This is a genomic window from Novosphingobium jiangmenense (assembly GCF_015694345.1).
Lineage (GTDB): Bacteria > Pseudomonadota > Alphaproteobacteria > Sphingomonadales > Sphingomonadaceae > Novosphingobium > Novosphingobium jiangmenense.
The window spans coordinates 68,777-89,666 of sequence record NZ_JADQDC010000004.1 but is presented as its reverse complement, the minus strand read 5'-3'; the positions used below and the strand labels follow the sequence as shown (position 1 = coordinate 89,666).

The 20,890-nt window shown below is 65.6% G+C and carries 22 protein-coding genes; 7 read left to right on the top strand and 15 right to left on the bottom strand.

The features are described 5' to 3' along the window. Window positions 1-79: 79 nt before the first annotated feature. Window positions 80-1,309, top strand: coding sequence for an NAD(P)/FAD-dependent oxidoreductase (locus I2488_RS07405; protein WP_196275166.1), 1,230 nt, complete (start codon window positions 80-82; stop codon window positions 1,307-1,309). Here I2488_RS07405 and queG read toward each other — a convergent pair. Beyond that, window positions 1,306-2,319: a tRNA epoxyqueuosine(34) reductase QueG gene (queG, locus tag I2488_RS07400; protein ID WP_196275165.1), complete on the bottom strand. Its 1,014-nt coding sequence runs from the start codon at window positions 2,317-2,319 to the stop codon at window positions 1,306-1,308. The genes I2488_RS07405 and queG overlap by 4 nt on opposite strands. 142 nt (window positions 2,320-2,461) lie before the next feature. Here queG and I2488_RS07395 point away from each other — a divergent pair, with 142 nt between their 5' ends. The 5 genes from I2488_RS07395 to I2488_RS07375 all read left to right on the top strand — a co-directional run bounded on the left by I2488_RS07395 (window position 2,462) and on the right by I2488_RS07375 (window position 7,772). Beyond that, window positions 2,462-3,451 (top strand): ABC transporter ATP-binding protein, encoded by a 990-nt coding sequence (locus I2488_RS07395; protein WP_196275164.1) that lies wholly within the window; start codon window positions 2,462-2,464, stop codon window positions 3,449-3,451. Then, on the top strand, window positions 3,448-4,668 hold the full coding sequence (locus tag I2488_RS07390) for an ABC transporter permease (protein WP_196275163.1): 1,221 nt from the start codon (window positions 3,448-3,450) through the stop codon (window positions 4,666-4,668). Before I2488_RS07395 ends, I2488_RS07390 begins: the two co-directional genes overlap by 4 nt. 77 nt (window positions 4,669-4,745) lie before the next feature. Then, window positions 4,746-6,083 carry a cytochrome P450 gene (locus I2488_RS07385; RefSeq protein WP_196275162.1) on the top strand — a complete coding sequence of 446 codons (1,338 nt, stop codon included), beginning with the start codon at window positions 4,746-4,748 and terminating at the stop codon, window positions 6,081-6,083. 146 nt (window positions 6,084-6,229) lie between these two features. Next, window positions 6,230-6,715, top strand: coding sequence for a peptide-methionine (R)-S-oxide reductase MsrB (gene msrB / locus I2488_RS07380; RefSeq protein ID WP_196275161.1), 486 nt, complete (start codon window positions 6,230-6,232; stop codon window positions 6,713-6,715). 79 nt (window positions 6,716-6,794) lie between these two features. After that, entirely contained in the window at window positions 6,795-7,772 is a 978-nt protein-coding gene (locus I2488_RS07375) for an esterase-like activity of phytase family protein (protein ID WP_196275160.1), read from the top strand. Between the two features lie 71 nt (window positions 7,773-7,843). Here the strand turns inward: I2488_RS07375 and rpmB are convergent, their stop codons facing one another. After that, window positions 7,844-8,128, bottom strand: coding sequence for a 50S ribosomal protein L28 (rpmB, locus tag I2488_RS07370; protein ID WP_039333029.1), 285 nt, complete (start codon window positions 8,126-8,128; stop codon window positions 7,844-7,846). A gap of 255 nt (window positions 8,129-8,383) precedes the next feature. Between rpmB and I2488_RS07365 the strand changes: the two genes are divergently transcribed. After that, a complete protein-coding gene (locus tag I2488_RS07365) occupies window positions 8,384-8,839 on the top strand; it encodes a nucleoside deaminase (RefSeq protein ID WP_196275159.1) in 456 nt (151 codons plus the stop codon). On the opposite strand, the gene I2488_RS07360 is transcribed toward I2488_RS07365, so the two are convergent. The 13 genes from I2488_RS07360 to I2488_RS07300 form a co-directional block, all read right to left on the bottom strand. Beyond that, entirely contained in the window at window positions 8,836-9,564 is a 729-nt protein-coding gene (locus I2488_RS07360; RefSeq protein ID WP_196275158.1) for a ribonuclease T2 family protein, read from the bottom strand. The two genes, I2488_RS07365 and I2488_RS07360, sit on opposite strands and share 4 nt — an antisense overlap. Then, window positions 9,537-9,932: a hypothetical protein gene (locus I2488_RS07355; RefSeq protein WP_214652271.1), complete on the bottom strand. Its 396-nt coding sequence runs from the start codon at window positions 9,930-9,932 to the stop codon at window positions 9,537-9,539. The genes I2488_RS07360 and I2488_RS07355 overlap by 28 nt, the downstream gene beginning before the upstream one ends. A 9-nt stretch (window positions 9,933-9,941) precedes the next feature. Then, window positions 9,942-10,808 carry a carboxylating nicotinate-nucleotide diphosphorylase gene (nadC, locus tag I2488_RS07350; protein ID WP_196275156.1) on the bottom strand — a complete coding sequence of 289 codons (867 nt, stop codon included), beginning with the start codon at window positions 10,806-10,808 and terminating at the stop codon, window positions 9,942-9,944. Window positions 10,809-10,845: 37 nt separating this feature from the next. Continuing rightward, window positions 10,846-11,643 carry a LytR/AlgR family response regulator transcription factor gene (locus I2488_RS07345; protein WP_196275155.1) on the bottom strand — a complete coding sequence of 266 codons (798 nt, stop codon included), beginning with the start codon at window positions 11,641-11,643 and terminating at the stop codon, window positions 10,846-10,848. Between the two features lie 97 nt (window positions 11,644-11,740). Beyond that, on the bottom strand, window positions 11,741-12,886 hold the full coding sequence (locus I2488_RS07340; protein WP_196275154.1) for a sensor histidine kinase: 1,146 nt from the start codon (window positions 12,884-12,886) through the stop codon (window positions 11,741-11,743). Between the two features lie 43 nt (window positions 12,887-12,929). Beyond that, entirely contained in the window at window positions 12,930-13,727 is a 798-nt protein-coding gene (locus tag I2488_RS07335) for a DsbA family protein (protein WP_196275153.1), read from the bottom strand. Between the two features lie 10 nt (window positions 13,728-13,737). After that, window positions 13,738-15,117, bottom strand: a complete 1,380-nt coding sequence (locus tag I2488_RS07330) for a M48 family metalloprotease (RefSeq protein ID WP_343071007.1) — start codon at window positions 15,115-15,117, stop codon at window positions 13,738-13,740. A 10-nt stretch (window positions 15,118-15,127) separates the two neighbouring features. Then, window positions 15,128-16,084, bottom strand: coding sequence for an alpha/beta hydrolase (locus tag I2488_RS07325; protein WP_246465549.1), 957 nt, complete (start codon window positions 16,082-16,084; stop codon window positions 15,128-15,130). 56 nt (window positions 16,085-16,140) lie between these two features. Continuing rightward, window positions 16,141-17,490 carry a PAS domain-containing protein gene (locus tag I2488_RS07320; RefSeq protein ID WP_196275152.1) on the bottom strand — a complete coding sequence of 450 codons (1,350 nt, stop codon included), beginning with the start codon at window positions 17,488-17,490 and terminating at the stop codon, window positions 16,141-16,143. Window positions 17,491-17,578: 88 nt separating this feature from the next. Next, a complete protein-coding gene (locus tag I2488_RS07315; RefSeq protein WP_281390038.1) occupies window positions 17,579-18,451 on the bottom strand; it encodes an HpcH/HpaI aldolase/citrate lyase family protein in 873 nt (290 codons plus the stop codon). A 17-nt stretch (window positions 18,452-18,468) separates the two neighbouring features. Further along, a complete protein-coding gene (locus tag I2488_RS07310) occupies window positions 18,469-19,743 on the bottom strand; it encodes an MFS transporter (RefSeq protein WP_196275151.1) in 1,275 nt (424 codons plus the stop codon). Continuing rightward, complete coding sequence (locus tag I2488_RS07305; protein WP_196275150.1) at window positions 19,743-20,171, bottom strand: DUF2141 domain-containing protein; 429 nt, start codon at window positions 20,169-20,171, stop codon at window positions 19,743-19,745. The genes I2488_RS07310 and I2488_RS07305 overlap by 1 nt, the downstream gene beginning before the upstream one ends. Continuing rightward, window positions 20,168-20,878: a sterol desaturase family protein gene (locus I2488_RS07300; RefSeq protein ID WP_196275149.1), complete on the bottom strand. Its 711-nt coding sequence runs from the start codon at window positions 20,876-20,878 to the stop codon at window positions 20,168-20,170. The genes I2488_RS07305 and I2488_RS07300 overlap by 4 nt, the downstream gene beginning before the upstream one ends. Window positions 20,879-20,890 lie beyond the last annotated feature (12 nt).

Here is a 20,890-nt window from a genome sequence, read left to right as displayed (position 1 = left end):
TTTCGATTGCGTCAGTTGACGCCGGGACGCTTTTGTCCAAACGGCAGGCGCAAGGCAGAGGGATTCGAAGGGTCACCGGATGGAACACGCAGACGTCATCATCGTGGGTGCAGGCCATGGCGGCGCGCAGGCGGCCATCGCACTGCGCCAGAACGGTTTCGAAGGCCGCATTCTGGTGATCGGGCGCGAGCCCGAGATCCCTTACGAGCGTCCGCCGCTGTCGAAGGAATACCTCGCCCGCGACAAGACCTTCGATCGCATCTGCATCCGCCCCGCCCAGTTCTGGGAGGACAAGGCGGTCGAGATGAAGCTCGGCGCCGAAGTCGTCTCGCTCGATCCCGCCGCGCACACCGTCAAGCTCGGTGACGGCAGCGAGATCGGCTACGGCAAGCTGATCTGGGCGACCGGCGGCGATCCGCGCCGCCTGTCATGCATGGGCGCGGACCTCGCCGGTGTTCATGCGGTGCGCACCAAGGAGGACGCTGATCGCCTGATGAGCGAACTCGATGCCGGAGCCAAGCGCGCCGTGGTCATCGGCGGCGGCTACATCGGCCTCGAAGCAGCAGCGGTGCTGACCAAGTTTGACGTTCACGTGACCCTGCTCGAAGCCCTGCCGCGCGTGCTGGCGCGCGTTGCCGGTGAAGCGCTGTCCGAGTTCTATCAGGCCGAACACCGCGCCCACGGCGTCGATCTGCGCACCGGCGCGGCGATGGACTGCATCGAAGGCGATGGCACCAAGGTGACCGGGGTGAAGATGCAGGACGGCTCCGTGCTCCCCGCCGATATCGTCATTGTCGGCATCGGCATCATCCCCTGCGTCGGCCCGCTGCTCTCGGCTGGCGCTTCGGGTGGCAACGGCGTGGATGTCGACGAATTCTGCCGCACCTCGCTGCCCGATGTCTATGCCATCGGCGATTGCGCGGCCCATGCCAACGATTTCGCCGACGGCGCAGTGATCCGCCTCGAATCCGTCCAGAACGCCAACGATCAGGCGACCACCGCCGCCAAGGACATCTGCGGCGCTCCTGTGCCCTACAAGGCGACGCCATGGTTCTGGTCAAACCAGTATGACCTGCGCCTGCAGACCGTCGGCCTCTCCACCGGCCACGACAACGCCGTGCTGCGCGGCGATCCGGCGACGCGTTCGTTCTCGGTGGTCTACCTCAAGAACGGCAAGGTCATCGCGCTCGATTGCGTGAACATGGTCAAGGACTACGTGCAGGGCAAGAAACTGGTCGAAGCCCGCGCCCAGCTCTCGCCCGAGCAACTGGCCGACGCCAGCGTTCCGCTGAAGGAAATGGTGGCCTAAGCCAGCCGCTCCGCAGCCCAGCGTGCGGCATCTGCCACCGCTGGGTCAGGATCGCTGCGCAAGGCCTCAACCATTGGCAGCAGCGTCCGGTCTCCGCTGTTGCCGGCGGCGTAAAGACAGTTGCGCACCATCCGGTCCCGCCCGATCCGCTTGATCGGACTGCCGCTGAACACCTTGCGGAACGTTGCATCGTCCAGTGCCAGCAGCTCCGCCAGCTTCGGCGCGGTCAGTTCGGCGCGCGGCAGGAACGCGCGATTGGCCTGCGCCGCTTGCGCAAAGCTGTTCCACGGACAGGCGGCAAGGCAATCGTCGCAGCCGTAGATACGGTTGCCCAGGGCGGCCCGAAACTCCTCCGCCACCGGCCCCTTGTGCTCGATCGTCAGGTAGGAAATGCACCGCCGCGCATCGAGCTGATAAGGCTTGGGAAAAGCCATCGTGGGACAGGCCGTCTGGCATGCGGTGCATGACCCGCAGCGGTCGGCGTGCGGCGCATCGGGCGTCAACTCCAGCGTCGTATAGATCGCGCCGAGGAACAGCCAGGATCCGTGCGTCCGGCTGACCAGATTGGTATGCTTCCCCTGCCACCCGATCCCCGCCGCCTGCCCCAGCGGCTTTTCCATGACCGGCGCGGTATCGACGAAGACCTTGACCTCCGCTCCCGGCACCTCGGCCACCAGCCACCGCGCCAGCGCCTTGAGATTGCGCTTCACCACGTCGTGATAATCGCCGCCCTGCGCGTAGACCGAAATGCGCCCACGCTCCGGGTGCGCTTCCAGTGCGCGAGGGTCTGCCGCCGGGGCATAGCTCATCCCCAGCGCGATCACGCTCCTCGCTTCGGGCCAGAGCGACTGCGGGCCACGACGGTGATGGAGCCGCGTCTCCATCCACTCCATCGATCCGTGGCAACCATCGGCGATCCACTGCTCGAGTCGAGTCGCGCGGAGGGGGTCATCGCTGGCCGGCGCGATGCCGCAGGCGGCGAAGCCGAGGCGTAGCGCTTCTGCCTGCACTTTGCGCTCGAGAGTCAGGCCTTCGTTGCCAGGAGTTGCCCCTCTGCCCCCGGGAGTTGCCTCTCTGCCTCGAAGAGTTGGACTTGCGTTAACCACACTTGCTGCCCTGCTCGTTCATCGCCTATCGCTAGGGCAATGACCCATGAAGATCGAGCTAGGGGAATGGCCGGTGACTGGCAACGCGGTTGACAGCACCGGGGTGGAACTCGCCATCGAGGCGCGCGGGCTGGTCAAGCGGTTCGACGGTTTCACCGCCGTCGATGGCGTCGACATATCGGTGCCAAAGGGTGCGATCTACGGCATTCTCGGGCCCAATGGCGCGGGCAAGACCACCACGCTGCGCATGCTGCTCGGCATCATCGATCCCGACGCCGGATACCGCCGCGTGCTGGGCCACGAACGCCCGACCGATGTCGCCCGCCGCATCGGCTACCTGCCCGAGGAGCGCGGCCTCTACCCGGCAATGAAGGCTTACGAAGCCATCGGCTTCCTCGCCGCGCTGCGCGGCGTGCCGCTCAAGGAAGGTCGCCGCCGCGGGCGGGAATTGCTGGAAGAACATGGGCTTGGCTACGCGGCTGACCGCCAGATCCGCCAGATGTCGAAGGGCATGGCGCAGACCGTGCAGCTGCTTGGCACGCTGGTCCACAAGCCGGACCTCGTCGTGTTCGACGAACCCTTCTCCGGCCTCGACGCGCTCAACCAGGGCAAGCTCGAACGCATGATCCGCGCGCTGGCGGCGGGTGGAACGACGGTGATCTTCTCGACCCACGTCATCGCCCATGCCGAGCGTCTGTGCGATCAGGTGGCGATTATCGCCGGGGGCAAGGTGCCCTTCGCCGGGCCGGTCGATCTCGCCCGCGATCGCCTGCGCCCGCAAGTCCGGCTCGAAACCCGGGCACAGGACGGACCGTGGCGCGCCGCGCTTCCCGCAGACGTGCGCCACGAAGGCGCGTTCTGGCACTTCACCCTGCCCGAAACCGGCGTCGAACCGCTGTTGCGCGCGCTGATCGAAGGCGATGCCGGCATCCTCAGCCTCTCGATCGAGCGGGCAGGGCTGCACGACGCCTTCGTCGCCATTGCAGGCGAGGCGGCGGCCAAGGCGCTCGAGGATGGCGAAGGAGAAGAGCGGTGAGCGGATTTGCCGAAAAGCTGCGCGCTGCGCTGGTCATCGCCCGGCGCGATTTCGTCGCGGTGGTTTTCTCCAAGACTTTCATCTTCTTCCTGATCGGCCCGGCGTTCCCGCTGATCGTCGGCGGGCTTGCCGGCAACATCGGCGCCAAGGTCCAGCAGAACGTCGAGCGGCCGACCATCGGGCTTGCCATGAGCGCCGAGGACAACAAGCGCATGATGGCCGCGCGCGAAGAGTTGCAGGGGCGGATGGCCGGGGGCCTGCCCGACATGTTCGAACTCGCCACTCCTGTCGCTGGCAAACCCTTCGACGCCAAGGCGGCGCTGGCCGATGGCTCTCGCGAGGTCACTGCCGTGGTCGGCGGGACGCTCGCCAAGCCGACGCTGACGGCCACCGCCGACCGCGCTCGCCAATGGGTCGGCCTCGTCTCCAACCTCGCCGCCCGCGCCCGGGCCGATACGCCGACGGCCTATCCCGACGTGCAGGTTGAAGAGGTCAACACCTCGATCGCCAAGGTCCGCACCGGACAGGTCTACACTGCCCAAGGCGCACAAGTGCTGCTGTTCCTGCTGACGATGCTGCTGGCGGGCATGGTCCTGTCCAACCTTGTCGAGGAAAAGGGCAACAAGATCATCGAGGTACTGGCAGCAGCGATCCCGATGGATGCGATGTTCATGGGCAAGCTCTTTGCGATGCTCGCGGTCAGCCTCGTCGGCATAGCGGTGTGGGGAACGGCAATCGGCACCATCGTGCTGATGGGCGCGAAGAGCATGCCCGCGCTGTCGACGCCCGCTGTCGGCTGGCCCTTGTTCCTGATCCTCGGCTTCCTCTACTTCGCCATGGCCTATCTGCTGATGGGATCGCTGTTCCTGTCGATCGGCGGCATGGCAGCAACGGTGCGCGAAGTGCAGACGCTGTCTATGCCGGTCTCGATGTTCCAGCTCATGGTGTTCTTCTTCTCGAGCTACGCGCTGACGATGCCGGGCTCGTGGGTCGAATGGCTCTCGGTGATCTTCCCGGTCAGCTCGCCCTACGCGATGCTGGCGCGCGCGGCGCAGGAACCTGCCGTCTGGCCACATATCGTGGCGCTGCTGTGGCAGGCGTTCTGGGTGGTGGTGATCGTGCGGGCAGGGGCGCAGTTGTTCCGCCGGACGGTGATGAAGTCCGGCCCGGCGCGCGGCAAGACGAAGCGGGGCCTGTTCCGGCGCAAAGCTTATTGACATCAATGTAGGTTGTGGCAAGCTGCCAGAGTGAAAAGGACCGCGCGGGCAACGCGCGGCCTTTCCGGAGGATAGCCATGGCCACGCAGCTTGCACCCGAAGCCCCGCAGTTCACCTACCGCAGTTCCCCCACCGCGATCGAGGCGTTCACCGCCTGGCTCAAGGACAATCCGCAGGGCGCTCCGGCGCATACCCACAAGTGGGACGTCAGCCGCTCCGACATATATGTCGAGGATCGCTGGCAGCCGATCTTCGCCGAGATGCGCCGCGAAGCACCGGTGAACTTCATCCCCGAATCGCCCTACGGGGCCTACTGGAACGTGGTGAACCACAAGGCGATCCAGCACGTCGAATCGCTGCCCGAACTGTTCTCCTCGTCGTGGCAGTACGGCGGCATCACCATTGGCGATCCCCCGGCCGACGTCGACCCGGCAGTCCTTGCCGAACGCCAGCTGCCGATGTTCATCGCGATGGACCGCCCAGAGCACACCGGCCAGCGTCGCACCGTGGCGCCCGCCTTCACCCCGGCCAAGATGGTCGAGATGGAGCGCGAGATCCGTCAGCGCACCGGAGAGGTCCTCGATTCGCTGCCGTGGGGCGAGAAGTTCGATTGGGTGGACAAGGTCTCGATCGAACTGACCACCGGCATGCTCGCCCTGCTGTTCGGCTTCCCCTGGCCGGACCGGCGCCTCCTGACGTTCTGGTCGGACTGGGCTGGTGACGTCGAACTGACCCTGGCCCGGGACCTCACCGACATGCGCTTCGGCTTCCTCGGCGAGATGGCGCACTACTTCCAGCGGCTGTGGGGCGAGCGCATGCGTTCGGAGCCTTCGGGCGATCTCATCTCGATGATGATTCACTCCGAGGCGATGAATCACATGAGCCCGCAGGAGTTCATGGGCAATCTCGTGCTGCTGATCGTCGGCGGCAACGACACCACGCGCAACACCATGTCGGGCATCGTCCACGCGCTCGACCAGTTCCCCGACCAGCGTGACCTGCTCGCGCGCGATCCCTCGCTGATCCCCAATGCGGTGCAGGAATGCATCCGCTACGTCACCCCGCTCGCCCACATGCGCCGCACTGCCACGGCTGACGCAGACCTGTTCGGCCAGCAGATCAAGGCAGGCGAGAAGCTGATCCTCTGGTACATCTCGGCCAACCGCGACGAGACCGTGTTCGAGAACCCCGACAAGCTCATCGTCGACCGCGACAATGCGCGCAGGCACCTGTCCTTCGGCTATGGCGTGCACCGCTGCGTCGGCGCGCGGCTTGCCGAGCTGCAACTGCGCATCCTGCTTGAGGAAATGCACGAACGGCGGATGCAGGTGCGGGTGGCTGGCGAGGTCGAGCGCGTGCGCGCCAATTTCGTCCACGGATTCCGCAAGCTCGAGGTCGTGCTCGAAAGGCGGTAATCGCGCAGACAGGTAATGGTGCTATGACCTTCGTCACGATGGCGCAGGCAGGGCCGGGCTAGCAAGGCCCAAGTCCTGCCGGTGGGAATTCCGCCCCCCGAGGTAACACCCTCTCACCCATCGGCAGGACACCGGAAGGTTTGCAGATGATCGCCACCCGCCGCCGCTTTGTTGCATTTCTCGCCGCAGGTTCGGTCCTGCCCTTTGCCAGTGCCTGCAGTGCCAAGCCGGCGGCCAAGGGCACGTTCCCGATCATGAAGAGCGAGGCCGAATGGCGCCGCGTTCTGACGCCGGAGCAGTTCTACATCCTGCGCGAGGAAGGTACCGAGCGCCCGTTCACCTCGCCGCTGCTGAAGGAACACCGCAAGGGCACCTTCGTCTGCGCCGCCGATGGCAACGCGCTGTTCTCCTCCACCACCAAGTTCGACAGCGGCACCGGCTGGCCGAGCTTCTGGAAGCCGCTGCCCAAGGGCGTGGCGACCAGCACCGACCGCAGCCTCGGCATGTCACGCACCGAAGTGCACTGCACGCAGTGTGGCGGCCATCTCGGCCATGTTTTCGACGATGGTCCTGCGCCCACCGGCCTGCGCTATTGCATCAATGGCGACGCGCTGAAGTTCCGGCCTGCCTGACATCATCTGGCCTGACCCTTTGTTGTTGTCGGTTGCGGTTGCAGGTTGACCGCAGGCAAAGATGTGCCAACGCGCCTGCGTGCGCAAAGTCCTGGCCTTTCTCCTGCTGCTGCTTCCGCTGCTCTGGCTGAGCTGGACGGGGCCGAGGCCCAATCCCAATCTCGGCACGGGCAAAGTGCTGGTCGAGGACATCCTGGCGGAGGTCCCCGCTGCCGAACGCGCCGGTCTGGCGCCGTTCGCGATCGAGGGGCTGTGGCGAATCAGTGGCACGGACCGCTTCTTCGGTGGCTATTCTGCGCTGGTGCAATCGCGCTCCGGCGGATTCCTTGCCATCAGCGATCGTAACCGCGTCCTTTCGCTTCCCTTGCCGCCGCGCACGGGGTGGAGCTTGCCCAAGGTCCAGCGGGCCGTGTCGTTGCGCCTGGCCGACGGCCGCTACTTCGGCTTCGATGTCGAATCCGCCGTCCGCGATCCTGACGGTGCCTTGTGGCTAGGTCTGGAGGACAATCGCAACGTGGTGCGGGTCGACACGCGTCTCGGCAAGGCGCGGCTGCTGGAAGTACCCGAGATCGCGGACTGGCCGCGCAACGGTGGCACGGAAGCCATGGCGCGGTTGCCAGATGGTCGCTGGGCGATGCTGTGCGAATCCTGCGGGACAGGACGCGGCGGGCTGCATCTGGGCCTGATCTTTCCGGGCCATCCCGGCGAGACCAAGGGGCAACCCTTCGGCGTGATCGTCCCGCCCGGCTTCGATCCGGTCGATGCCGTGGCGCTGCCAGATGGCCGCCTGCTCCTGCTTGTCCGCCGCTTTGCCTTCCTGCTGCCGCACTTCGAGGCGCGGCTGGTGCTAGCCGATTTGCGGCGGCTTGATCCCACGCGTCCGCTGCGGACACAGCAACTTGCGACGCTCGACGGACCCTATTTGCGTGAGAACTGGGAAGGGATGACGCTGGTGCCTGAGGGCAAGGGCCATGCGCTCTGGCTGATCACCGATGCCAACGATTCGGCTTTTCAGGAAACGCGGCTGATGAAGCTGCGTCTTCCGGAGAGATTCTGACCGACGCAACAAAAGCCCCCGATCCGCAAGGGATGGGGGCCTTCGATGTTTCGTCCCTTGCGGGCAGAAGATTAGGCGGCGTTCGCCTTGACCAGCTCGCGCTTCACCTTGAGGGCGCGCGTCGAAAGCTTGGTGTCCGACTGCTTGAGCAGCCAGTTGTCGAGACCGCCGTTGTGCTCGACCGAACGCAGACCGTGCGTCGAAACGCGGAACTTGAAGCTGCGCTCCAGCTTTTCGCTCATCAGCGTGACGTTCTGCAGGTTGGGCAGGAACAGACGCTTGGTCTTGTTGTTGGCGTGGCTTACGTTGTGACCGACTTGGCGGCCCTTACCGGTCAGTTCGCAGATACGCGACATGGCTGAAATCTCGCTTGTGTTCGATAATACCTATCGGGAAGGCGCGGCTCTTATCGATTCACGGAGCGAAGTCAAGGATTCGCGTTTGATGTCTAGGCCGGATCGCCGCATTCGCGTCGATCCTGACACGGCACCGGCCCGCTCCCCCGCCCGGCCACCCATTCAGGATACTCTCGTGGGTGGCCGGGCGGGGGAGCGGACCGGTGCCGCCGCCATTCGCCTTGCGAATGGCCAGCAAACGAATATGCCGTAGGCATGACCCGCTGGCCTCTTCCCGAACCGATGCGACTGGCCTTTGAAGAAGCCCAGTTCGCTGCGGATGCGGGCGAAGTGCCCATCGGCGCGGTGATCGTCAAGGACGGAAAGGTCATCGCCGCTGCCCACAATCAGCCGCGAAAGCTGTGCGACCCGACCGCTCATGCCGAGGTGCTGGCGATTCGCGCAGCCGCTGGGGCGCTGGGGCAGGAGCGGCTTGAAGGTTGCGACCTGTGGGTCAGCCTTGAGCCTTGCGCGATGTGTGCCGGCGCCATTGCCCATGCCCGCATTGCCCGCGTCTATTATGCCGCCAGCGATCCCAAGGGTGGCGCGGTGGAGCATGGCGCGCGGGTATTCGAACAGCCGACCTGCCTGCACCGGCCCGAAGTCTATTCCGGCATGGGTGAGGATGAGGCAGCGGAGATGTTGCGGCAGTTCTTCCGGGAACGGCGCTAGAAAGAGCGCCAGATCTTCACCGGCACCGTGTCCGGTGGCCCGCCGTTGCCGATCGGGCATCGCACCGGCTTGAGCTTGCGCGAATGGCACAAGTGTACCTCTCGCAGCCAGCCATCGCGGCCGAGCAGCAGGCGAATCATCTCGGGCCTGAGGCGCGGATTGGCGATGACCAGCGCCTGCTTGACCTTGCCGACATCCAGTCCCTCGGTGCGCGAGAGGCGCGCCATGTCGGGGAACTCCAGGCTCTGGAACAGCTCCCGCCCCTTGGCGAAGTAGTCCGCTGGACTGATCCCCATGCAGGTGCCGTGCTTGGCCCATTCGTGCATCATCAGGTCGGCCGAAGGGGTGGTGCAGAAGTTGCGGCGCAGGACTTGCGCATCGGGCAGCAGGCGGGAGGGGCAGTATTGCGGAAACTTGCCGCCCTTGCCATCCGGCCACAGACCATGCAGCACGAAGCCGAAGCGACCTTGCCGGCCCGAACACTGCGTGGCGTGGGCGGGATCGTCCTTGCGCGTGCGGCAGAACTCGGGCGACCAGCTTATCGCCAGCGTGTAGCCGGTCGTCGGCACCACGCGGGGCGGCGCATCGGGCGCGGGCAGGGGCGGCACGCTGATCTGCGGCGGCACCTGGCATTGCCAGCCCTGGGCGAGGGCGGGGGTGCCCGCCAATGCCGCCAGCGCCGCGAGCCAGCGCACGGTCAGTCTGCCTTGTCCTGCTTCAGCCACGCCGTCGACGCGGGCAGGAACATCAGCACGCCCGCGGCCAGCATCAGCAGGATCGCCAGCGTCGAGAAGATCGCGAAGGGAATGCCGATCATTGTGGCGACGGCGGGGATGCCACCGAGTCCGATCAGGTCCAGCGCGATCACGACCAGCAGAAACCAGCGCGCAATGGCGAACTTCCCGCGCGATATGGCGAGCGCCAGACCGACGGCGACCAGCATGTTGGCAAAGGGACCGACCAGCAACTGGTTGCGTTCGATCTCCAGCGCTGCCGCCATGGCACCGGCATTGGCGACGATGTTGACGATGCGGATCAGCTGGCTGGCGATCACGCTCGCTTCGAAGGCGCGGATGGTGGCGGGGCGCATCACGGGTTCCGTTCAGGCAATTGGCGTGAAGTCGAGGCCGATGTCGGCGGCAGGCGCGCTCTGGGTCAAGCGGCCGACCGAGACGTAATCCACGCCCGAGGCCGCAATCGCGCCGATGGTATCGAGCCGCACGCCACCCGAGGCCTCGCAGGGGACGCGGCCTGCAACGAGCGCAACGGCCTCGCGCAGCATGTCCGGCCCCATGTTGTCGAGCAGCAGGCGCGTCGCCCCGGCATCGAGGGCGGGCATGATCTGGTCGATGTGGTCGACCTCGCAGATCACGTCCTTCACCCCGGCAGAAAGCGCACGGCGCACGGCCTCGGCCACGCCGCCCGCGACAAGGACGTGGTTGTCCTTGATCATCGCCGCGTCCCACAGGCCCATGCGGTGATTGGTGCCACCGCCGGTGCGCACGGCATACTTTTCGAGATGGCGCAGGCCCGGGATGGTCTTGCGGGTGTCGAGCAGCTTTGCCGTCGTGTCACCCTTCGCATCGACATATTGCCGCGTCAGCGTGGCCACGCCGCTAAGGTGCTGCACCGTGTTCAGCGCGCTGCGCTCGCCCGTCAGCATGGCGCGGGCATTGCCCTCAAGCCGCATCAGGTCAGAGCCCGGCGCAACCCGTGCGCCTTCCTCGACCAGAATCTCGATCTTCATGTCCGGATCGAGCGCGCGGAAGAACGCGGCGGCTATCGGCAGCCCGCACACGGTGATCGCATCGCGGCTGTCCATCACGCCCGAAAAGCGCGCGTCGGCGGGGATCACGCTCTCGCTGGTCACGTCATGCCCGCCGCCGGGCAGGCCTTCACCCAGATCCTCGGCAAGCGTAGCGGCGACGAAGGCTTCCAGATCGAAGCCGGGAATGGAAAAGCTGCTCATGCAGGGCCCAATACCATTCCCGGCCTCTCTGTCGAGTTCAGTGAACGAACCGCGCCACCACGTCGCGGTAGGATCGCGACACCTTCACCTCGGCGCCGCTTTCGAGAACGAGGAAGCATTCGCCATTGGTGTGCGGCTTGACCTGACGCACCTGATCGAGGTTGACGATCTTGGACCGATGCACGCGCTGGAACACGCGCGGATCGAGGCGGCGCTCGAGGTCCTTCATCGTTTCGCGCAGGATCAGCGAATTGTCGCCGGTGTAGATGCACATGTAGTCGCCGGCGGCCTCGATGCGCTCGATCGTGTCGACATCGACGCGGAAGATCTTGCCGCGGTCCTTGATGTTGATGAGCTTCTCGAAGCGGCCTGCCACCGGCTCGCCCTCGTCCTCGATCTCGGGCAGGGCGTCGGGGGCGACTTCGGCGAGCACGTTCTTGAGCTTGTCCGCCTCTTCGCGGCTGCGCTTTTCCGAAAGACGCGTACGCGCGCGGTCAAGCGCGTCGGCGAGGCGGTCTTCCTCGACCGGCTTGAGCAGATAGTCGACCGCATTGGCTTCGAACGCCTTGATCGCGTGTTCGGAATAGGCGGTGACAAAGACGAACAGCGGCGGGTCGATTTCCATCACGCCCTTGACCACCGAGAAGCCGTCGAACCCCGGCATCTGGATGTCGCAGAACACGAGGTCGGGCTTTTCGGTCTTGATCTTGCGGATGGCCTCGCGCCCGTTCGAGCAGGTGTCGATCACCTTGACATCGGGGAAGGCCTGAAGGCGGAGCTGCAGCCCCTGGATGGCCAGTTTCTCGTCGTCGACGAGGATCGTGCGGATCGTCATGCGGTTCCCTTATGGATCACGTTGCGCCCCCGGAACGGTCCCCCCGTTGGAGTTTGCCTGATGGCAGGACGGGTAAAGTGGCAGTCGGTTCCCGAAATCATGCGCCAACTCCCGCCACCTTGCGGACGGGGATCGCCTGCACGGGTTCGGGCTTGGCCTCGAAAGGCAGTTCCAGCACCACCTGAAACCCCCCTTCCGGGCGGTTCGAGATGTCGAAGCGCTGGTTCTCGCCATAGGCCTGGACCAGACGATCGCGGATGTTGGCAAGACCGATCCCGGTGCTGTCACTGCTCACGCCGAACACGCTTGAAGGATCGGTGCCCGCTGGCAAGCCCGGTCCGGTGTCCGACACGGTGACCCGCAGCATCGGGCCGACGAGTTGCGCCTCCACCGTGATTTCCGCGCCGTATTCCATCGGGCTCACGGCATACTTGATCGCATTCTCGACCAGCGGCTGCAGCAGCAGCGAGGGCATCAATCCGTTGCGCACGGCATCGTCGATGCGGAATTCGGTGCGCAGCCGTTCCTCGAAGCGCATGCGCTCGATATCGAGATAGAGCTTCAGCGTCTCGATCTCCTGCGCCACGGTCACCCGCGCGGTCGGCTCGTTGACCAGCGTGTAGCGCAGGAACGACGACAGCCGCGAAAGCATCGCGTTGGCGGGCTCGGTCTGCTTGAGCAGGACGAGGGTCGAGATCGAATTCAGTGTGTTGAACAGGAAATGCGGATTGAGCTGATAGCGCAGCATGGCCAGCTGGGCGCTGGTCGCCTGCGCCTCGAGCCGCATCAGCTGGTCGTTCTGCTCTTCCACCTGCAGGAAGAAGTTGATCGCGTAGTACAGCCCGGTCCACGAGATCACGAGCGTCAGGTCAAGGTAGAACACGCCGACGAAAAGCTGGGCGAAACTGGCATCACCGCCCTGCCGGTAGAGGCTAATCACCCACGAATCGATGAAGGCATAGAGGCCGACTGCTACCGACATTGCCACGGCGGTCACGCCCCAGGTCACGATCGGGCGGCGGTTGATCAGCGCGCGGTAGATGACCGACAGGATCAGCGAGATCGAAAAGCCGGTGATCGTGGCGATGGCGACGATGACGAGGAACGACCACGGTTGCGCATTGGCGATCGACGACATCGCGCGCAGCAGCATCGCGCCGCCCCAGCCCATGAACTGCAGGCGCCAGAAGGCACGGTTCTTGTTGCCGAAGAACGGCGTGGGTCTGAACGGCAGCGCGGCCATGAAAAGGTTTGTAACCGTTAGCGGGAGGTTAGGCTAGCCCGCCTCAGCCCTTGCGTGCCGTATCGATGGCAGCCTGCAAATCTTCCTGCGGCACCGCGCCATGCACCAGCTGTTCGCCGATCACCCAGGCCGGGGTGCCGTTGATGCCAAGCTGGCGCGCCATCTGCAGGTTGCGCTTCAGCTCTTCGTCGACATCCGGCCGCGCAACGAAAGTCCGCGCTGCTGCCAGATCCACGCCCGCTGCCGTGGCGGCTGCGGTGATGCTCGCATCCGAAGGCCGGGCGCCTTCGAACATCGCCTTGTGATAGGCGGGATACTTGCCTTGCGCGGCCGCAGCCAGCGCCATCCGCGCGGCAGGCGCGCTTTCGGGGGCGATGATCGGCAGTTCGCGGACCACGACGCGCAAGTCCGGGTTCTTCGCGATCAGTGCTTCCAGCGCCTTCACGCTCTGCCGGCAATAGGTGCAGGCAAAATCGGTGAATTCGACCAGCGTGACCTTGCCATTGGGATTGCCGAGCACAGCGCCGGGGTAGGGCGTTTCCAGTGCCCCGCGCATCGGGCCGATCTGCGCCGCGGCCTCGCGCTGCTGCAGCCGCTCCATCGCCTCGGGCAGGACTTCGGGGTGTTCGAGAATGTAGGAGCGTACCAGCCCTTCGATCGCCGCGCGTTCCTTGCCGTCGATCCCGGCGCTGGCGAGCGAGGCTTCCAATTGCGGGTCTTCACCAGGCGCGCCATCGGCTTGCCGGTGTTCGTACCACCAGCCCGCAACGGCGCCTCCGGCAGCGAAAAGCAGGGCTACGGCGGCAAGAGCGCCAAGGCGGCGGGGCTGTGTATCCGACATTCTCTGGTGCCTAGCGCGATTTCTTCTGACGTTCCATCATCGCGCGGGCCGACATGGCGATGTCCTGCGCGCGCAACCAGTCGGGCGTGCCCTTGGGCAGCGCGGCTTCCGCGGCTTCCGCGCTGCGCACAGCCTCGCCCAGTTGCATGTTCATCAGCTGCTGTTCGGCACTGGCAAGCCGCGCCCGGGGGATGTCGCCCTTGGCCTCGTAGACGACGCCAAGCTGGTACCACGTGAAGGGATTGTCCTTGTCGCGCGCGGCTGAAGCCTTGAGCACCTTCTCCGCCTCGGCGAAATTGTCCTTGTCCTCGGTGGCGATCAGGGCGTGGCCGAAGGTCGTGGCGATCAGCGGCTCGTTGCTGGTCAGCTGCGTTGCCTTGCGCAAGGGGACGACGGCCTCTGCCGGCCTGCCCGATTCGAGCAGGATCTGGCCTTCGAGTTCGAGGAAGTAGGGATTGGTGGGGTCGGTCGCGATCAGCGCCTTGGTCTCGTCCAGCGCCTTGTCGACGAAGGCCTCCTTGTGGAAGGCATAGGCGCGGGCATAGCGCGCAGGCACGTCGGTCAGGTACTCAGGGTAGGCCCGCAGCGTATCCTGCGGCTCGGCGAGGTAGCCATAGAGCTTGGCCTTCACCCGCAGGAACCGGGCCTGCAATTCTGCCGGCGGCGGCGTGTTCCACGCCGGGTCCTTTTCATAGACGTCCTGCAGCGTGGTGAGACGGTCAGCCGTCATCGGGTGGGTGCTGTAGAACTCGGCATCGGGATTGCTGCGGCGGCTGAAGCCATAGCGGAATTCCTGGTTCTGCAGCTTCTTGAAGAACTCCAGCGAGCCGCGCCCGGAAATCCCGGCGTCCGAAAGGAACTTCGCGCCCGCCGCGTCTGCGGAGCTTTCCTGCGCACGGCTGAAGGCGAGGAACTTGCCCAGCGCGGCCTGCTGCCCGGCCATGAACACGCCCAGCGCGGCATCGGGAGAACCCGCCGCCGCCGCCAGCCCGCCGAGCAACAGCGAGAGCACGGTGATCCCGGTCGCGGGCTTCAGGCCCTCGTCATAGCGGATGATGTGGCCGCCGGTGATGTGGCCGAGTTCGTGGGCGATCACGCCCTGCAGCTCGTTGACGTTGTCGGTCGCGCCGATCAGCCCCGAATGGATATAGATCGCCTGCCCGCCTGCCACGAAGGCGTTGATCGAGCCATCGTTGAGCAGCACGAGTTCTACCGCGTTGGGGTTGAACCCGGCTGCTTTGAAGATCGGTGCCGAGGCATCGCGGAACAGCGCCTCGGTTTCGGCGTCGCGCAGGACCGATTGCGCGGCGGCAGGCTGGATGCACAAGGAAAGCGCGGCGATGAGCGCCAGCAGTCGCTTGAAGAACAGGGCGGGGAGTCGGCGCGTCACGGTGCCGGGACTATCGACCCTGCGCCTGAACCGCAACTGAAGGTGCCGTCACCTTGGCGAGGAACGGCAGGACTGCATCAAGGCCGCGCGTGTCGCGCGAGAAGGGGCGGGCGAACATCATGATGATGCCCTCGTGGTTCACGCCTTCAAGCAGGACCGGCTCGGTGGCCGTGCCTGCCTCGGTCATGCGCCGGGCCAGCGCCCTGGAATTGCGCGGCTTGACCCGCGTATCGGCGTCACCCGTCACCAGCAGCAACGGCGGGGCATCGTTGCGCGCGAAGTTGACCGGCTGGGTCATCGAAGGATCGGGTGCATCGCCGAAGCTGTGGATCGTCGCGGGCGTGTCGAAAGGCAGGAAATCGAATGGTCCCGCCAGCGAAACAGTGCCTCGGATAACTCCGGTATCGAGTCCCACGCCCAGCAGCCACTGCGGATCGAGCGAGAGCATGACGACGTTGTAGGCCCCCGCCGAATGCCCCATCAGCGCCATCCGTGCGGGATCTCCGCCAAGCTTCGCCGCATTGTCCTGCACCCAGCGCAGCGCCGCGGCGCCGTCCTGGAGCATCGCGGGATATTTCGCCTGCGGGTAAAGCCGGTAGCCTGCCAGCACGACCGCGTAGCCTTGCGCGCAGAAAGTCCGCGCAATGAAGCGGTAGTCGTGCGGATCGCCGCTCGACCAGCCGCCGCCGTGGACGAACACCACGATCGGCAGCGCGCCCTTGGCGCCCTGCGGCACGAACATCTCGAGCTTCTGCGCCGGGTCCTTGCCGTAGCGCTCTGCTGCCACCAGCCGGATCGCGCCGTCGCCGCCGTTCAGCAGCTTGTCCGCGCCATCGAGCACGGCAACGGCGTTGTTCTGCATCGCATGGCGATAGGCAAGATAGCCGACCAGCCCCAGCAGGACGATGCACACCGCCGTCCAGCCGATCCACCCCATGCGCCGCTTGCCCTTGTCCGTCCGTGCCATGCGGCTCTGGCTAGCAGGCTGCCGCCATTGCGCAAGGCACCTGCAGGGGCAGGGTGTCAGCCGATAAGGTGGCGTGCCGCGCGCTCGAACAGGGCAGCGTCGTCATGCACTTCGCCCAGCGCGACGATCTCGCCGTTCTCCAGTCGCCGCACCACGACCAGCGCAAATTCGGCACCCTCGGGCGGAGCAATTTCGGTGACCTTGCGCGATGGCAGCGCCCGCAGCGATTGCGCGAGAGCTTCAGGCCCGCGCTTGGCCAGAGCCTTGCCCGCTTCCTCGCGGCGCAGGCGGCGCTCGGCGTTGATCACACCCTTGAGACCACCCGCAGCTTCCGAGAGATAGGCCGCCAGTTCACCGCGTCCCAGCCCGATGCGCTGGGCGTGGGTCAACGCGGTGGCATATTCGGTCAGGCGCGTCTTGTCGTAGTCCGCGCCGAACACGAGCTTGACCACAGGGGTCATCGGCGCGCGTTCCTGCATGGTCAGGCCTGCGTCTTCGAGCAGTTCGGCAAACTCTTCAGGCTCGGCCTGTGCGGCGAGGGCGAAGTCCCAGGCGCGACCGATCGCGGCGTAAAGCGCGCTGCGGGTGCGGTCCTCGCTCGAATTGGCGACCAGCGCCAGTTCGCGCGCCGAAGCGAGCCAATCAGCCAGGGCCTCGAGCTCGTTCTCTGCTGGCGCGCTGACGGGCAGCGGCAGGATATCGTCGTCGAGCCCGAAGGCCGGTTCCGGAAAGGCATCACCGTCCAGCGAGGCGGGACCATCGGCCCAGGCATCGGTCGGCTCGATTAGCGGACGGCGCGGCTGCGCCTTGATCGGCGCGGCATCCAGCGCCTGACCGATTTCCAGCAGCAGTTCGTCGGTCGTTGCCTGGTCGGCCAGTTCCTTCCAGTTGATCGCGCCCATGATGTAGTCGATGCGCGTGCCGTCAGACGAGAACGGCAGCAGGATGCCGCGATAGAGGATCGTGCGCCCGAAGTGGTTCACGAACTCGGCCTCGAAGCCGATCGGCGCCTGGTTGGCGATGATCTGCATGTAGTGGTCGGTGATGCGCGAGAGCAGCGAGCGGCCCGGCACCTGGCTCAAGCGTTCGATCGAGCTTTCCGTGCCGCATTCGTCGGCCAGCTTCGCGCCGAGGAAGGTGATCGCCGGATCCTCGATGCCTTCATCGAAGTGCAGGAGCACGAGGTTGTCGGCAAAGTCCGGGTAATGCCCGGCCAGCAGCGATGCGACCGGGGGGAAGGAGTGATCGCCCAGGAGGCCCGCCCAATAGTTGTAGGCGCGCACCTGCATGCGGCGTTCGTCCTGGCCGACGACCGGCGGCGGTTCGCTCGGCGCATCGTCCTCGAAACCGGAGAGGTCGAGTTCGGCCTCGGCGGCGTCACGATCAAATCCACGCAAAGTATCCATCAGGCTCACCTGGTCCCCTTAATGGGCACAGGTCTGGCGCAACTTCGTGAAGAAGTGCTTAAGTTGCGCCAGTGGAGCTTATGCGAGGTTAACGCGCAGCGATGGCGGCTGCTTTGGCCAGAAGCCGTTCGGCTTGGGTAAGGTGCAGTAATTCCGCCATTTTTCCGTTCACGCGCAGCGCGCCCTTGCCGGAATTGGCCGGGTCGGCAAAGGCCGCGACGATTGCTTCGGCTTCGGCGAGATCGGCCTGCGTCGGCGCAAACACGCGGTTGCAGACTTCGAGTTGCGCGGGGTGAATCAGCGTCTTGCCGTCAAAACCCGAATCGCGGGCCTGCACGCATTCGCCTTCCAGACGCACGGTGTCCTCGATCGCGTTGCACACGCCGTCGAGGATGACGAGGCCATTCGCCCGCGCGGCGAGCACCGCCATGGTCAGCACCGGCAGGAACGCCCCGCGCCCCGGCAACTGGGCAATGCCGCTGTCCTTGGCGAGGTCGTTGAGCCCGAGCACGAAGCCGGCAAGGCGCGTGGTCGCGGCGCAATCGGCAATCCGCTCCAGCGCCAGCACCGCGCGCGGCGTCTCGATCATCACCCACAGCGCAACGTCGGGCGCGAACCCGGCCGCGTCCATCGCTGCCGACAGGGCCTGAATGTCGGCGGCATCGTCAACCTTGGGCGCAAGCACTGCCTCGACCGGCGCCTGTGCCAGCGCCGCAATATCGTCATGCCCCCAAGGCGTCGACAGGCCGTTGATGCGCGCGACCAGACGGCGGTGCCCGAAGCCGCCCGCCTGTACCTCGGCAACCAGGGCAGCGCGCGCCTCGGCCTTGGCTTCCGGTGCTACCGCGTCTTCCAGATCGAGACACACCGCATCGCAATCGAGGTTGCGTGCCTTGGCCATCGCCCGGGCGTTGCTGGCGGGCATGTACAGGAGCGAGCGCAACGGGCGGGCGTCGGTCAATTCGGAAACCTCCGGCTTCAACTTCTCGGCGTGGGAACGGCGTCCAGCCGCCCCTCTTCGCGCGTCGGCATAGGCGCAAAAAAGTGCATGGCAAGTGAAAGCGCCAGCCACGCTGCAGCGGCATGAAGCGCGGTTGGGAGGCTGGCGATGTCCGCCACAGACCCCCACACCCAGGCGCCCAGCGCCATGCCGCCAAAGGTCACCGCCTGATATATCGACAGGCACCGCCCGAGGATGTCCTCCGGGCTGCGCAACTGCATGGCGACGTTGAGGCTGGTCATCGCGCTGGCCCAGCCCATCCCGCCGATGAAGGCCGCAAGCACGGCTACGGGTATGCCGGTGGCGGACGCCATCAGCAGCTGCGCGCAGGCGAAGATCAGCGTCGCCCCGGTCACCACCGACTCGCTGCCGAGACGCTGGCGTACCTTTGAAATCCAGAATGCGGTCACGATCGAACCGATGCCGAACCCGCCCAGCATCAGGCCGTAGTCAAGTTCGCTGCCCTTGAGCATGTCGCGCGCCACGCTTGGCATCAGGGCCTGCAATCCCGCCGCGCCGAAGCCGATGGCAAGGCCGCGCAGCAGCACCTTGCGGATCGGCGAGGACGAGACACAGAACCGTACGCCGCGCCCGATCGCCGCCAGCATCGGCTCGCGCATCGGCGGCAGCGATTCGGGCCGCCAGCGGGCCAGCACCACGATCATGCCAAGATAGCTGATCGCATTGAGGGCGAAGGCAAGACTGGTGTCCCACAGCGAAATCAGGATGCCACCGAGCGCCGGACCCACGCTGCGCGCCAGATTGAACGAGATCGCATTGAGCGAGATCGCCTGAGGCAAGTCCTGCCGCGCGACCTGCAGCCGCACCGAAGCTTGCCACGCCGGGCCGTTGAGCGCGGTACCCATGCCCACCATGAGCGTCAGCGCCAGTAGCGACCATGGCCCGACGTTCTCGGTATATGCCAAGACCGCCAGTACGGAGGACACGACAAGCATCCCCGTCTGCGCCGCCAGCATCACACGGCGACGGTCGTAATTGTCGGCAATCGCGCCGGCAAACATGCCCAGCAGCAGGATCGGGATCGTCGCCGAAGCCTGCACCAGCGCTACCATCAGGTGCGACGTCGTCAGTTCGGTCATCAGCCACGCCGCGCCGACCGACTGGATCATCGAGCCGATGTTGGAGAACAGGTTCGCCGTCCAGATCGCCCGGAATGCCGGATAGCGGAACGGCGCCAGAGAGGTTCCGTGGGCAGGCTTTGATTCGGCAGGCTTGACGGGGGCGACTGGCACTACAGGTATCGGACCTTCATTTTCATGCGGACAGACGTGCCGCCGGTAACGTCGAAGGCCGCCGCATCGAACTTTGGCGCCGACATTCTGACCGGCGCATCGCGCGAGAAGCCGAAGCCCTCCTTCGGCAGGAACAGCGTCTTGTCCATCTTCTTGTTCCCGTTCTCGTCATGCAGGAGGACGATGGCATAGCGGCCCGGCATCACGTCGCGGATCACCATCGGCCCCGGCTGGTCGGCGCGCATCGATGCGGTGCGGTGGGCGGGGTCCTTGTCGCAGCCTTCGGGGAACAGCCTGGGATTCGCGCTCATGCACAGCCACACCATGCCCTTGGCATTGCGCAGGCCGGTCACGTCAACCGTAATGCTGGTCGGTGCGGGTGCGTTGCCGGCGAGGAGGAGAGGCAGCAGGAGTGCAATGCGCTTCATGGTGCGGACAGTCCCTTGTCTGTGCCGCACAGCCGGTCCCACAGGCGGAAATAGAGACCGTAGTTGCAGCGGTATTGTTCATGGTGGCGATGGTGGTGGCTCGCGGTTATCAGCCAGTTCCCTGCTCCGGAATGAACGAGCCACTTCGGGAACATCTCCCAGCCCATGTGATTGGTCACGCCCATCACGGTCATCACCAGCAGCACCAGCCCCAGCATCCCGGCGTGGATCGGGATCACGAAGACCAGCGCAGGGATCAGCAGCGAGACGATGGCCGCCTCTACGGGATGGAAGTTCATCGCCGCCCAGGCTGTCGGCGGGCGGCTGGCATGGTGGATCGCATGGACGGCCCTGAACACCTTCGGGCGATGCATCCATCGGTGGGTCCAGTAGAACCAGGTGTCGTGGATGAAGAGGTAGAGCAGCAGCGAAACCGGCATCCACCACAAGGGGTAGGCAAGCGGATCAGTGTAGATCTTCGTCCACCCGCGCTGCTGCCAGCCCCACGCCACCACGCCTGCCGGCACGCCATAGATCGCCGCCGTGGCAAGGCTCCAGGTGATTTCGGAACGGATCTGCTTTTCCAGCCCCGCATAGTGGCCGGGCCGCACCTTGTGCGTGGCCCAGGCGAACATGCCGCTGGTGAGCAGGTAGCGCACCGCCACGATCACGGTCATGGCAATCGCCGAGGCTACAACGCTGTCCATCGCGAGGGTCTA